Origin of the sequence: Streptomyces sp. HM190 (genome assembly GCF_009857135.1) — a bacterium.
In the GTDB taxonomy this organism is placed as follows: Bacteria; Actinomycetota; Actinomycetes; order Streptomycetales; family Streptomycetaceae; genus Streptomyces; species Streptomyces heilongjiangensis.
On sequence record NZ_CP047318.1, the window covers coordinates 5,435,259 to 5,448,209 of the forward strand.

Sequence of the window (12,951 nt, forward strand, 5' to 3'; positions counted from 1 at the left end):
TTGCGGCCGGACCGTACGAGGTCAGCGCGGCGCGTCCCGGAGCAGGCCGGTCAGCCGTTCCGCGGCGAGGCGGCGGAGTTCCTCGGCCACGACGACCCGTTCCTCCTCCGGGTCGTGGGCCAGACGGGACCGGATGCCCTCCAGGGTGCGGTCCAGGTGCTCCACCGCAGGGATGCCGTCCAGGCAGATGACGAACACATGACCGAAGCGGGCCTCGTAGGCGGCGTGGGCGGCGCTCAGGGCGGTGTGGGCCACGTCGTACGTGTCCGAGGGCAGGGAGGGGAGGGTCTCGCCGGCGAGCGCCTCGGTGAGGTCGGTCGCCGTGAGGTCGTACGCGGCCTCGTCGGAGGCGGCCAGCAGGGCGTCCAGGTCCGGGTAGGGGCGGTGGTCGGTGAGCCGGTGGGCCCAGCGGAGGCTGCGCAGACAGCCGAGGAGGGACTGCCGCAGGGTGTCCTCGGGGGCGTGGTTGAGCCACTGCAGGGCCTTCGGGCCCGGGGCGTGCGCCTGCTCCGGAAGGATGACCCGGCCGGGGAGGTGGGGGAGGCGGTGCGGAGGCAGCGTGGTTCCTCGGCGGTGCGTAGGGGCCGGCAGGTCAGGCTGAGCGAGAAGTGCCACCACGTTATCGAGGTGGGTCATGGGCTGTCCGTTCGCTGCCCGAAATTCACCCGGTCGGGCAAGTTTCGGACTCTGTGGTGGACTGGTGGGGTGGTCGGACGTCGTAGGTTCGAGGGGGAGGCACGGGGGAGCGGACAGCAGAGAGGTGTGCGAGATGTGGCGTAAGCGGACCGGGGCCGGGAGCGCGTCGTGAGCGGTGGCCGACGCCGGGCTCCCCGCAGGAGGACGGCGATCACGTCGAAAGGGTTGCTCCTGGGTTCCGGGGTCGTCCTGGCGGGTGGTGCCGTCGCCGTGGCGGTGACCGTGTGGCCGGGCGGTGACACCCGCACGGCGGGCGGCTCGCGGCCCTCGCAGGAGTCGTCGTCCGTGAGCGCCGCGAAGGGCTCCCCCACGGCGTCCCCGTCGCCCTCGCGCTCGTACGCCCTGTCGCAGAAGCCGCGCACCGTCCCGGCGGTACGGCAGCACCAGGCCGCCCGCGGGCCGGGCTGGCGCCCCTCCGACGGCGCCAGGGTGGTCGTACGGAACGGGGTGCTCGCCGACGAGGGACGGCTGACCGCCGGGGAGCTGGGCCTGGCGTACGCCGGGGACGCCAGGCCCCGCGAGGGCGACGTCGAGCTGGCGCTCACCGGATCGGGCAAGTCCGCCTCGGAGGCGTACACGCTCACGGTGAAGGACCGGCGGGTGCGGATAGCCGCGCCGGCCGAGGCCGGGGTCTTCTACGGCACCCGCACCCTGAAGCAGACGGTGCGCGGCGGCGGTACGGCGCCGGAGGGCGTGATCAACGACGAGCCGGCCAAGCCGGAGCGCGGGTTCATGCTCGACATCGCGCGCAAGCACTTCACGGCCGGCTGGATCGAGGACCGCGTCCGGGAACTGGGCGACCTCAAGTACAACCAGCTCGGCCTGCACTTCTCCGACGACCAGGGTTTCCGGATCGAGTCCTCCAGCCATCCCGAGGTGGTGTCGGACCAGCACCTCACCAAGGCGCAGGTGCGGAAGATCGTGGCGCTCGCCCGGAGCCGCCACATCGAGGTCGTCCCCGAGATCGACTCGCCCGGCCACCTGGGGGCCGTGATCGCCGGGAACCCGCAGCTCCAGCTGGTCAACGCGCAGGGCGTCGCCGCGCGCGGGGCCGTCGACATCTCCAAGCCGGCCGCCGCGAAGACCGTCGACGAACTCCTGAACGAGTATGCGGGGCTGTTCCCCGGCGCGCGGTGGCACGTCGGCGCCGACGAGTACCGGGCGCTGATGGTGTCGAACCCGGAGGCGTCCTACCCGCAGCTGGCGGCCGCCGCGCGGGCGAAGTACGGTGCCGGCGCCACCGTCGCCGACCTGGCGACCGGCTGGCTCAACGACCGGGCCGCGGTGATGCGCGGCCACGACCGGACGGTGCGGGCGTGGAACGACGGGTTCTTCCGGGGCGGCCGCGTCCAGGCGGACAAGCGGATCCAGGTCGCCTACTGGACGGGCAAGGAGATCGGGGCGCGGCAGCCGGTCGAGTACCTGAGCGCCGGGCGGCAGGTCGTCAACTACAACGACGAGTACCTCTACTACGTGCTCGGTGAGCCCAACCAGTTCTTCTACCCGACGGGGCAGCGCATCTACGAGTCGTGGACGCCGCGGGTGCTGCGCGGTACGACCGCCGTGCCCGCGCAGTACGACAAGCAGATCCTCGGCGGTGTCTTCGCCGTCTGGTGCGACCTCGCGAACCGGCAGACCGAGGCCCAGGTGGCGGCCGGGGTGCGCATGCCGCTGCGGGCGCTGTCGCAGAAGCTGTGGGACCCGGCGAAGCCGACGCTGTCGTGGACGCAGTTCCGGGCGCTGGCGGCAAAGGTGAGCTGAGGGCGCCGGGGTGGGAGCCGGGCGCGCCGGGGTGGGAATGGGGTGGACGGGCGGGGCCGGTGAACCGTATGTTCCGCGTGTTCTGAGCACTGAGCACTGAGCACTGAGCACTGAGCGCCGAGGGTCTGGGGAGGACCGCGCTCGGCTCGTTCACCGCATTCGCTTTCTTCCGCGTCCGGGGGACGCGGTCGCACGGGGGGATTTGGCATGACCTGTACACGCTGTCGGCAGTTCGACGCGGCACCGGGAGGAGAACTCTGCCGGGCCTGCGAGGCCGCGGACCTGCACCCGGACGTGGGCCCGAGCCTGCCGCAGGCCCCGCCGCTCCCGCGGGCCGGCGGGGTGCCGCAGTTCGGCCCGGGGGCCCCGGCGTCCTGGCTGCGGTCGCCGGTGGGTTTGGGGCGGGCCGTGGCGGTCCTGCTCGGCGTGGTCGCCCTCACGGACCTGGCCGCGGTGTGGGCGGACGTCACGATGCTCGACGTCCTGGGCCGGGTGTCGGACGGCACGTACGGCTCGGCGATCGAAGCCGACGCGGACCGGGCCGACCGGCTGTTCGCCCTGACCGGTGCGGTCCAGACGGCAGCCTTCCTGGCCACCGTGGCCGTGTTCCTCGTCTGGTTCCACCGGGTGCGCGTCAACGCCGAGGTGTTCGAGCCGTTCGGCCACCGCAAGAAGCGGGGCTGGGCGATCGGCGGGTGGTTCGTGCCCGTCGTGAACCTCTGGTTCCCGCGCCGGGTCGCGATCGACGTCTGGGACGCGAGCAGCCCGTGGGCGAAGCCCCGGTCGCATGCGCTCGTCAACGCCTGGTGGACGTTCTGGCTGATCGGCAACGGGGTGAGCCAGGCCGGCAGCCGGGCCTACGCGCGGGCCGAGACGGCGGACGAGATCCACTCGGCCACGCAGGTGGTGCTGTTCGCCGACGCCTTCGAGATCCTGAGCGCCGGGCTCGCCGTCCTCTTCGTCCTCACTCTCACCCGGATGCAGGACGACAAGGCCCGGAGCGGACCGCGCCCGGCCGAGTCGGAGCCGGTGACGGCCTGACCGTTCCGGTCCCCGCCTGCCGGCAGGGGATCCGGGCGGGCCGCCGACCGCGGGGAATCGTGCGGATTGCCCGATTCCGGGGGCGGGCTCCCGTGCGGCTGTGGTGCATTCCCGGCATGGGGTACTGGGGGTACTACGTCGTGGCCCGCAGCGAGCGGCCGCTCGCCGAACTGGACGCGCCGGCCGGGGCGCGGGGATGACCCTGCGCACCGCCTCGGCCGACGGCCGGCAGGTGTGGGCCTGCCCGAGCGGTGCCGACGACGGCTCGGCGGGCGGCGGTGCCGGTGACGCCGGGAACATGAGCGCGCTGGCGCGGGAGACGGGTTCACCCGCGCCGTTCGGCTACGTCCTGGACAGCGACTGCGTCGTGGTGGAGGCCGCCGCGCCGGAGAGCGGGGCGTGGACTACCTGCCTGGCGCGGACCGCGATGGCCGACTGCCTCGGCGACGGCGGCCAAGGGCTCACCGCCGACGACTACTTCCTCGAACCGCGTGACGCCGCCGGACGGGCCGTGGCCTGGGTGGCGGAGGCGGGACGGGTCGCCGCGGAGAGGGGCCTGGCCGACGTGTTGGCCTCGGAGCCTGGACCGGTGGACCCTCTGGCTGAAAATATCCTCTTCCGATTGCTCGACCGGCTCGGAGTCGTCCCGCTGTGACACTCCCGGGCCGTTGCGCGCAGTAAGGGGAAGTGCGGGTTCCGTTAACGGGCGTGGGGGGAACGCCGGGAAGTTCTCGGATGCGGAGCCCTGTCGAGCGAGGACGAGCAGGATCGAGGGAGGCGTGATGAGCCTGGTGGAGCTGATCGCCCAGGCCGACGAACGCGGTCTGGCGGCAAGCGGACTGGCTTGTTTGGACCGTTGCGTACCGCTTCTCGGCGGCGGCGACGACGTCCTGCGCCCGCTGTGGGCGGGACTGGTGGACGACGGGGACGGCTGGGGGGAACGGGTCGCGAAGATACGCCGTGAACTGGAGAGCGGCACCGCCCCCGGCGGCGCCGGCGAGGCGGAGGACGTCGTCGGGCTCGCCCGCCGGATGCTCGACGCGGTGCCCGGCGAACGGTCCGGCGCGGGGCTGCGCGCGTGGGCGGAGGTGTGCTCCGTCGCCGCGCTGCGCATCCATCAGCTGCTCGATCCGCTGGACCGCGGGGGAGCGGAGGCCGTCGACGCGTGCCGGGAGGGACGCGCCGACGGCGCGTCCCATCTCGTCGCCGCCGAACTCCGGCGCCAGGTCACCGTCCTGGAGCTGATCGCCGGGCACGGCGCGGGAGCCGTCCGGCAGGCGCTCGACGTCTCCACGGAGGGACGGCGCGTCCTGCGCGCGGTCGTGTCGCGGCGGGCGCGCGGCGTACCGGGCTGAGGGCGCGCAGCCGCGCGTGGGGCCGGGGGCCGGGGTCGGGAGTGCTGCCGCGCCGCTCGTGAACCGGGCTTTGCGAGCGGGTTCTGTGGGTGTCCTGGGTGCGGGTGTGGGGGTCCTGCGCCGGTGTCGTCGAAGGGGCCCGGATCGTGTGACGCGAGGCGCGGGACGAGCGCTTGTACGGGTGTGAGCGCACAGCAGACATTCGGTTCGGTCAGGTCGGTCGGTTCGTCCGGGGTGAGCGGCGGGCCCGCGCAACGGCCGGGAAGCGCGGCCAAGCCCCTGCGCTGGGCCGCCGACACGGTGGCGGTCATGCGGGAAGGGGCGCGGGTGCGCCTCGACTACTCGGCGCAGAGCCTGTGGCGGGTCGACCGGATGATCGAGGAGATACGGCAGGAGGGCGCGCCCTACGCCGCCGTGCAGTGCGTCCTGCGGGGGTTCGGCGCTTACGGCGGCGAGGTCGTCGTGCGGTGGGCCGGCGGTGAGTGGGTCCAGGAGGCGGGCGCCCACTGGGTCCGCACCTGGGACGGCCGCTTCTGGGACCCCTTCGAGGAGGCCCGCCGCTGCTACACGGGGGAGGGGTCGCTGCGGCTGCTGTGCCGTGACGCGATGCGATGCGAGTGAGGCCGGGCGCCTGATGGCTCGGGGGTGCGCGGTGGCGGGTGCGGGCGCGTCGTGGTTTCTCGCGCAGTTCCCCGCGCCCCTGACGGGACGGGCCCACGGCGGCCCGCCCTTCAGCCTGAAAAGCGCCTGAAAAGCACAAGGGGCAGCCCCAGGCGCACTTCAGGGGCGCGGGGAACAGCGCGAACAACCCCCACACACCCGTACCCGCCACCGCACCCCCGGCCCGAGCCATCAGGCGCCCCGGCCACCCGTCACGGCGTCAGGCTCTGACCGAGTCGCGCCCCCGCGGCCGTACCCAGCTGCGTCACGCCGTAGTACGTCGACCTCGTCGTCGTCGGCGTGCCGCCGGGCGAGGGGACGTACAGGAGCGTGCCGGTGCCCGCGTCCTCGCCCTCCACGCCGATGACCAGGTCGGCGTACCCGTCGCCCGTGACGTCCGTCAGGGAGACGGCGGAGCCCAGCTTGTCGTCCTTCTCCGTGGCACCGGGCACGTCGGGCGAGTCCTGGGAGAGGGCGAGGGAGCCGGTGCCGGTCAGCCCGGAGGCCGTGCCCTTCAGCAGCCACACCGAGCCCGCGTTCGCGCGGTTCGTCCCGGCGCGGGTGATGTCCTCGTCGGGCGCGCCGGTGAGGACGTCCCCGTAGCCGTCCGCGTCCACGTCCCCGACGGACACCGACGCGCCGAACCCGTCGGACGCCTCGGACGCGCCCTCCACGTCCGCCGTGCTCTGGTGGACCGTCCGCACGCCGGTCGTGGTGGGGCCCGTGGCCGAGCCGGGGACCACGGTGACCTGGCCGCCCGCGTTGCCGCCCGACTCACCCGTGTACGGCTGGCCGACCGCGATGTCGTCGTAGCCGTCGCCGTCGACGTCGCCCGTGGCGACGGCACGGCCGCCCTTCACCGTCAGCGTCGCCGCCTTGGTGAGCCCCAGCGACCGGGAGCCCCTGAACCAGGTCACCTTGCCGATCCCGGACGCGTCCCGGTAGTTGAGGGCCACGTCGGCGTACCCGTCGCGGTTGAAGTCGCCGCTCGCGGCGTCCGCGTACGCGAGCGGGCCCGTCGCCGTGGTGAGATCACCGGCGACCTCGTGACCGTCGTCGAACCGGGCCGCCCAGTTGCCGCCCGTGCCGGTGGCGGCGGTGAACACGTCCGCCCTGCCGTCGGCGTTGAAGTCGCCGACCGCGACGGTCGACCCGAACCGCGCGCCCCTCGGCTCGTAGTCGTCGCCGAGGGCCATCGTGTCGGCGTCGGCGGTGAAGGAGGGCCCGTAGAGGATCGTCACCGCGCCGCGGTCCGCGTGCCCGGTGGTGTCGTCCTCGCCGGGCGCGCCGACCGCGAGGTCCGCGTACCCGTCGCCGTTGATGTCGCCCCACGCGGTGGCCGACCCCCACTGGTCGCCGGACTCGGCGGCGCCGGGGACGCCCGCGCTCGCCTGGTCCAGCCGCAGCCGGGAGGCGGCGACCGGGCCGCCGGTCCCGCCCGGCACGAGGGTGATGACGCCGCTGCCGGTCCGCGGCGTCGCGGCGACCAGGTCGCTGACGCCGTCCCCCGTGTAGTCGGCCGTCGGGATCGCGGAGTTGCGGGCGGGGGAGGCGGCGTAGCGGCGGATCTCGGGGAGTTCCGCGTACAGGTTCGCGCCGGGGGAGGCGGTCGACACCGCGTCCTTGCCACCGGAGATCACCGGCAGTTCGGCCTGCTCGTCCTGCCCGTACACGCCGCTGTCCTCGGACGCGGTGAGCGTGACCGTGCCGGTCGGGTCGCCGCCGTACTGGCCGAGCTTCCAGGCCGCGAGGCGGGCCACGGACTCCACGGCGGCCCGGGTCGGCGTGGCGCCGTCGTAGTCGCCGAGGACCGCCACGCCCGTCGAGGCACCGTCGAAGCCCGGGGTGTGCGCGCCGCGCACCGGCAGGTCGGCGCCGCCCGCGCGGCCCTCGTGGATCCGGCCGCACTTGTCGACGACGAAGTTGTACCGGAGGTCGCCGAGGCCGGCCGTCTCCGTGTCGTACGCCATGAGCGCGCGGATCAGCGCCGGGGACTCGGCGCAGCTGTAGGCGTCGCTGCCGCCCGTGTGGTGCACGAACACAGCGCTGACCTCGGCGTCGTACCGCGGCGCCCCGGCCACCGTCGCCTCGTTCGCGCCCCACCGGGCCCGGCCGACGATCGGGGGCCGGGTGACGGTGGAGGGGACGGCGACCGGCGGATCGTCGGTGACGAACGCCGCGGTGCGCATACCGCCGACGCCCGCCGTGGCCCGCGCCCCGCCAGCCGCGCCCCGCGCACCGGCCGTCGTGGCGGTGTGTCCGGTGGGGCCGCCGTCCGTCGTCCCCGGGTCGACGAGGTCGACCCGCAGCCCCTCCGGGAGCCCCGCCGGTGATCCGCCGGCCGTGACGATCCGGGCCTCGACGCCGTCGCTGGGGCCGACCCACAGCGGCTCGGAGGCGCCGCGCGTGCCGCCGGGCGGCGTGGCGGACGGCCGCAGGGCGCGCCAGGCGCTCCACCGGCCGGTGGCGGTGGCACGGGTGCGCACCTGGGCCGTGCCGTCCAGCCGGGCGGACGCGTCGGTCCAGGAGACGCCGAGGAGCGAGAACGGCGCGGTGCGGGTGCGGGCCAGGGCGGGGCGTCCGCCGTCGGCGGACATGAGCGCCACGTCGCGCACCTCGGCGGGGCGCGGGGCCCCCGCCACGGAGGCGACCGCGCCGTGTGCGCCGTCCTGGGGGGAGGCCACGGCGTACGACACCACGCTCGCGCCACCCGCGACGGCGGCGCCGAGCGTCAGCCATGCCCTTCGCTTCGCACTCATCGGCCGGTACGCATGGTTCCCACGGCGAATCAAATGCCCCACCCCTACACGAACAACGCGAAGACACCACCCGGCACGAGGGTGGCCTTCTATTCAGAGCACAAGCCGCCACGAACATCACCATCGGACGACACGCGTGTGACCCAAGTCATGCGATCGGCCACAGCTCCCTCCTCCGGGTGATCTCCGGCGGGTCCCTGCGGCGCTCAGTGACACTTCCGCGGGGCGCGGCGCAGATGACCGTGGGGCCCGGTGACGATCCCGAGGGGTCGGGGCCGGTCCCGGGACCGCGATGTCGTACTGACTAGGACAGCTCTTGGGCCAGGGAGGCGAACCTCGCCGCGTGCAGGCGTTCGACGGGGAACTGGGCGTGGCCGTCGCGCGGGCACAGGAGGGCGACGAGGCCGCGTTCGCGGTGGCCTACCGGCTGGTGCAGCCCGGACTGCTCGGGTACCTGCGCGGCATCGTCGGCGACGACGCGGAGGACGTCGCCTCGGACGCCTGGCTGGAGATCGCGCGCGACCTCGGGCGGTTCAAGGGCGACGGGGCCGGGTTCCGCGGCTGGACCGCCACCATCGCCCGGCACCGCGCCCTCGACCATCTGCGGCGCCAGAAGGTCAGGCCCCGGGCGACCGCCCTGGAGAACGACCTGCTGGAGCTGCCCGGCGTCCACGACACCCATGACCAGGCGCTGGAGTCGCTCTCCACCACGCAGGCCCTCGCGCTCGTCGCCCGGCTGCCCCGGGACCAGGCCGAGGCCGTGCTGCTGCGGGTGGTCGTCGGTCTCGACGGCCCCGCCGCGGCCCGTGTCCTCGGCAAACGCCCCGGCGCGGTCCGCACCGCCACGCACCGGGGGCTGAAGCGGCTGGCCCAGCTGCTCCGCACCGAGGGTGTGACGGAAGACGGCGCCCGGACGCTGGGGGAGTCGGGATGAACGGCAGCGGCGGCAGCCGCCGCGGCCACGGCAGCGACGGGCGGCACGGCGACAGTCAAGGACGCGCGATGCCGTCGGGCAGGGCGGAGTCGGAGATGGGCGAACCACGGCACGGCGGGGCAGGCCAGGACGGCCGCCACGCCCTGAACGACGCCCCGGCCCCAGACCCGGCCGCAGCCCCTGCACCTGCCGATGCCCCAGACCCGGCCCCAGCCCCTGCCGATGCCCCGGACCCCGCCCCCGAGACGCGGACCCCGCCCGGCCTCCCCGACGTCGGCCTGACCGCGGCCGACGCCTCCTCCGTCGACCTCCTGCTCGCCGTCGCCGTGCGGGTCCGGGCCGAGGTGGACAGCGCGGGCGAGGCGCGGGCCCTGGCGGCGTTCCGGGCGGCGCGCGAGCAGGGGCCGCGGGCCGCGCGGACCCGGCGGCGGGACGACTGGCGTCCCAACCCGCGGCGCCGCGTGCAGCGCTCCGTCCGCACCACCCTGGCCGTGCTGCTGTCCAGCCTCACCCTCGGCGGTGTCGCCTTCGCCGCGATCGGCTCGGCCACCCGCGACGACGACGCCGGGCCGGGGCGCGGCGAGCGGGACGGCCGTACGGGGACCTCGCGCGGTGCCCCCGCTGCGCCCGGCCCCTCCGGGACGCAGGGCGCCGGTTCCACGACGGGTGACCGGCCCGCGAGCGCGCGGGACACCGAGGCCCACTGCCGGGCGTACGAGGAGAAGGCCGAGGGGCGGGGCAGGGCGCTGGACGCCACCGCCTGGCGGCGACTGGCCGACGCGGCGGGCGGCACGCAGAAGGTCGCCGCCTACTGCGCCGCCCGGCTCGGCGACGCCGACGACGCCGGGGACCGGGAGCAGGGGGCCGGGGAATCCGCCGGGAAGCAGGACGGGACCGTGCGGTCCACGGGGCCCGACGCCGGGCGGAGGCCCGACGGCGCGGGGGCGGCGGCAGGGTCCGCCACGGGGAAGCCGGACTGGGCGGGGGAGCCGACCGCGCAGGGCACCCCGGACCAGACCGACCGGCAGGGCCGGACGGACCAGGGAGACCAGGCGGACCAGGGGAGCCGGGCGGACCAGGGGGGCCGGGCGGAGCAGCCGAAGGGCGCGGACGGGTCCGGCCGGGTCGACGGGGCGGACAGGACCCCGGACACGAAGTAAGGCCGGCGTGCTCGCGAGACCCCCGTACTCGCAAGGCACCCGGCCGACTCCGCCGATGGCAACGGCCGGGGCCGCCACCCCCCACAGGAGAGGCCCCGACCGTCGCGCGGCACGGGCCGCGCGGCGGCCCGTACTCCCTACAGCGCCGCGCCCCCGATTTGTGTCACACCTCGCCGGATCACGAGTTAGTTGCATGTTCTACGGACATGGACGGGCAGCGGTTTCAGGCCGTAACGTGCCATTCGCGCCGGATCGCGGAGGACGCCCACTGCTCTGACCGCCGGTGAGGTTGAGACCGCAACCATTGATCGAGGAACCAAGACGGCGAGAACCCGGGCCGCGCGAGCGGCGCCGGTCGAGGCGCAAGAGGGGCGCGGTGCTGGGGGACGACGCGGAGCTGACCGCCGCGGTACGCGCGGCACAGGACGGGGACGAGACCGCGTTCCGGACTGTGTACCGCGCCGTGCATCCACGGCTGCTCGGGTACGTACGCACACTCGTCGGCGATCCGGACGCGGAGGACGTCACCTCCGAGGCGTGGCTCCAGATCGCCCGCGACCTGGAGCGGTTCACCGGTGACGCCGACCGGTTCCGCGGCTGGGCCGCCCGGATCGCCCGCAACCGCGCGCTGGACCACATACGCATGCGGGGCCGCCGTCCCGCGATAGGCGGCGACGAGACCGAGCTGACCGGCCGGGCGGCCGAGTCCGACACGGCGGGTGAGGCGATGGAGGCCCTCGCCACCGGCCGCACCCTGTCCCTCATAGCCCGGCTGCCCCAGGACCAGGCCGAGGCCGTGGTGCTGCGTGTCGTGGTCGGCCTCGACGCCAAGACGGCCGCCGAGACGCTCGGCAAGCGCGCGGGCGCCGTGCGGACGGCCGCGCACCGGGGTCTGAAACGGCTCGCGGAGCTGATCGGGGAGAATCCGGAGACGGCCGCGGAGGCCGATCCGGAATCCGGCGACTCGCTGGACGCGGTGCCCCCACCGAGAGAACCGCGTACCCGCGCGGCTACGTCCGCCGGTGTGACGCATATGCGTCCGCGGACGCAGAAGGACATGTGATGGCCGACGAGCAGGACAAGTGGCTGAGCCGCGATGTGGCCGAGCGGCTGCTGCGTGGCGAGCCGCTCGACGCCGTCGACCCCGACGCCCGCGCCCGGGCCGAGCGGCTCGCCGAGACGCTCGGCGCGCTGGCCGCCGAAGCCACCCCCAAGCCCGCGCCGGGCCTCGAACTCGCAGGCGAGGAAGCCGCGTTGGCCGCCTTCCGCACCGCCAGGACCGCCCGCGCCGCGCAGGGGGACGAGGCCGCCGCGCCCGCGCGGAGCAGCCGTACCCACCCGTCGGCGCCGGTCGCCGACGCCGGGCTCGTACGTCTCGGGCGGCCCGCCCCGGACGGCCGGCGGGCCCGCTGGGGCCGGCCCGCGCGGTTCGGGCTGGTCGCGTCGCTGGCCGGGGGCATGTTCGGCGGGGCCGCCCTGGCGGCGGGCAGCGGCGTCCTGACGGGCTCGATCGTCGACGGAGAACCGGAACGTCCCGCCTCCGTCTCCTCCCCCGCGCAGTCGCCGGATCGGCCGCTGATGTCGCCGTCGCCGCGCGAGGCCCCGTCCAAGGGCGACACCGGCGGCGGCGCGCACGGCGTACCCACGCCGCGCGGTGACGGCTCCGGCGGGAACACCCCCGGCGGCGGGGATCCCGGTGCCGGGACCGACGACGGCACCTCGGACGAGGACGGGCAGGGCCAGGGCGGCCTCACCCCGGAGTGGTGGAGCGGCGTCCTCTCCGCGTGCCGGGACGTCCGCAACGGCAAGGACCTGGACGACGACCGCCGGCGCAGCCTGGAGGACGCGTCCGGCGGCAAGGGCTTCGGCCGGTTCAAGAAGTACTGCGACGGCGTCCTCGCGGGCGGCGGGAAGAACTCCGGCGACACCCACGGCAAGGGCCGGGGCTCCGGTGGCGCGTCGGGCTCCGCCGGTTCCTCCGGCGCCGGGGCCAAGGACCACTCCAAGCTCGACACCGACGACGACGACGACTCCGACCGTGGCCGGGGCGACGGCAACGGCGGCAACGGGAACGGGAACGGGAACGGGAACGGGAACGGGAAGAGCCACGGCCGAGGCGGCGGCAAGGGCAAGAACCACGGCGGCAAGGGCGGCGGCCACGGCAAGGGCGGCTCCGGGCAGGGCGGCAACCGCCACCAGGGGTAGGGCTGCGATGCTCGCCGCCGCCCCGGGCACGAGCCCGGTCTCCGCACCCTCTCACCAAGCTCTGACCTGCGGTTTCCCGTCCGCTCAGAAATTCCTTCCCCTGACGGGTAACACTTTCGGCCGCTCCGCCGCAGTACTGAGTGAGCCGACTGGTCATCGGCCGTCGCACTGAGCCGGGGTTCCCCCCGTACCTGCGGCTCGTGCACCCAGGCGCGGGCGGGACACGTTCCCCCGGTCCCGCCCGCGCCCCAATCCCCCGCGGTCACCCCGTACTCCCAGCGACGCCCGCGGCGCCCTCCCGCTATGCGCCCTGTGACGCGCATCACTTCGCGGCCGGCCCTCGCGGCCCCGGTGCCCGGCCGGCCCGCCTGCTCGTCCCC

10 protein-coding genes and 1 pseudogene are annotated in these 12,951 nt (G+C 75.2%); 9 read left to right on the plus strand and 2 right to left on the minus strand.

Features of this window, described 5'->3' with window-relative positions:
- Window positions 1-21: 21 nt before the first annotated feature.
- Window positions 22-636: a 2-oxo-4-hydroxy-4-carboxy-5-ureidoimidazoline decarboxylase gene (locus tag GSY65_RS23305; RefSeq protein ID WP_159772025.1), complete on the minus strand. Its 615-nt coding sequence runs from the start codon at window positions 634-636 to the stop codon at window positions 22-24.
- 225 nt (window positions 637-861) lie between these two features.
- On the opposite strand from GSY65_RS23305, the gene GSY65_RS23310 reads away from it, so the two are divergent.
- The 5 genes and pseudogenes from GSY65_RS23310 to GSY65_RS23330 all read left to right on the plus strand — a co-directional run bounded on the left by GSY65_RS23310 (window position 862) and on the right by GSY65_RS23330 (window position 5,474).
- The gene (locus GSY65_RS23310; protein WP_159776299.1) at window positions 862-2,457 is read left to right on the plus strand and encodes a beta-N-acetylhexosaminidase; all 1,596 of its coding nucleotides are present in this window, start codon (window positions 862-864) and stop codon (window positions 2,455-2,457) included.
- Between the two features lie 207 nt (window positions 2,458-2,664).
- Window positions 2,665-3,498, plus strand: coding sequence for a DUF4328 domain-containing protein (locus GSY65_RS23315; RefSeq protein ID WP_159772028.1), 834 nt, complete (start codon window positions 2,665-2,667; stop codon window positions 3,496-3,498).
- Between the two features lie 116 nt (window positions 3,499-3,614).
- Window positions 3,615-4,153: pseudogene (locus GSY65_RS23320) on the plus strand (hypothetical protein).
- Between the two features lie 127 nt (window positions 4,154-4,280).
- A complete protein-coding gene (locus GSY65_RS23325; RefSeq protein ID WP_159772031.1) occupies window positions 4,281-4,853 on the plus strand; it encodes a hypothetical protein in 573 nt (190 codons plus the stop codon).
- 234 nt (window positions 4,854-5,087) lie between these two features.
- Window positions 5,088-5,474: a hypothetical protein gene (locus GSY65_RS23330; RefSeq protein WP_159776301.1), complete on the plus strand. Its 387-nt coding sequence runs from the start codon at window positions 5,088-5,090 to the stop codon at window positions 5,472-5,474.
- Between the two features lie 251 nt (window positions 5,475-5,725).
- Here GSY65_RS23330 and GSY65_RS23335 read toward each other — a convergent pair whose 3' ends face one another.
- Complete coding sequence (locus GSY65_RS23335) at window positions 5,726-8,272, minus strand: FG-GAP-like repeat-containing protein (protein ID WP_236580004.1); 2,547 nt, start codon at window positions 8,270-8,272, stop codon at window positions 5,726-5,728.
- A gap of 316 nt (window positions 8,273-8,588) precedes the next feature.
- Here GSY65_RS23335 and GSY65_RS23340 point away from each other — a divergent pair, with 316 nt between their 5' ends.
- The 4 genes from GSY65_RS23340 to GSY65_RS23355 all read left to right on the plus strand — a co-directional run bounded on the left by GSY65_RS23340 (window position 8,589) and on the right by GSY65_RS23355 (window position 12,571).
- Complete coding sequence (locus GSY65_RS23340) at window positions 8,589-9,206, plus strand: RNA polymerase sigma factor (RefSeq protein WP_159772037.1); 618 nt, start codon at window positions 8,589-8,591, stop codon at window positions 9,204-9,206.
- Complete coding sequence (locus GSY65_RS23345; RefSeq protein ID WP_159772040.1) at window positions 9,203-10,366, plus strand: hypothetical protein; 1,164 nt, start codon at window positions 9,203-9,205, stop codon at window positions 10,364-10,366. The genes GSY65_RS23340 and GSY65_RS23345 overlap by 4 nt, the downstream gene beginning before the upstream one ends.
- Before the next feature lie 376 nt (window positions 10,367-10,742).
- Entirely contained in the window at window positions 10,743-11,429 is a 687-nt protein-coding gene (locus tag GSY65_RS23350; protein WP_159772043.1) for an RNA polymerase sigma factor, read from the plus strand.
- Complete coding sequence (locus tag GSY65_RS23355; RefSeq protein ID WP_159772046.1) at window positions 11,429-12,571, plus strand: hypothetical protein; 1,143 nt, start codon at window positions 11,429-11,431, stop codon at window positions 12,569-12,571. Before GSY65_RS23350 ends, GSY65_RS23355 begins: the two co-directional genes overlap by 1 nt.
- The last annotated feature ends 380 nt before the right edge of the window (window positions 12,572-12,951 follow it).

What these genes read in the sequence shown, in the direction of transcription:
- GSY65_RS23355 (WP_159772046.1), top strand. Translation starts at nt 11,429, where the DNA reads ATGGCCGACGAGCAGGACAAGTGGCTGAGCCGCGATGTGGCCGAGCGG.
- GSY65_RS23325 (WP_159772031.1), top strand. Translation starts at nt 4,281, where the DNA reads ATGAGCCTGGTGGAGCTGATCGCCCAGGCCGACGAACGCGGTCTGGCG.
- GSY65_RS23305 (WP_159772025.1), bottom strand. Translation starts at nt 636, where the DNA reads ATGACCCACCTCGATAACGTGGTGGCACTTCTCGCTCAGCCTGACCTG.
- GSY65_RS23335 (WP_236580004.1), bottom strand. Translation starts at nt 8,272, where the DNA reads ATGAGTGCGAAGCGAAGGGCATGGCTGACGCTCGGCGCCGCCGTCGCG.
- GSY65_RS23315 (WP_159772028.1), top strand. Translation starts at nt 2,665, where the DNA reads ATGACCTGTACACGCTGTCGGCAGTTCGACGCGGCACCGGGAGGAGAA.
- GSY65_RS23345 (WP_159772040.1), top strand. Translation starts at nt 9,203, where the DNA reads ATGAACGGCAGCGGCGGCAGCCGCCGCGGCCACGGCAGCGACGGGCGG.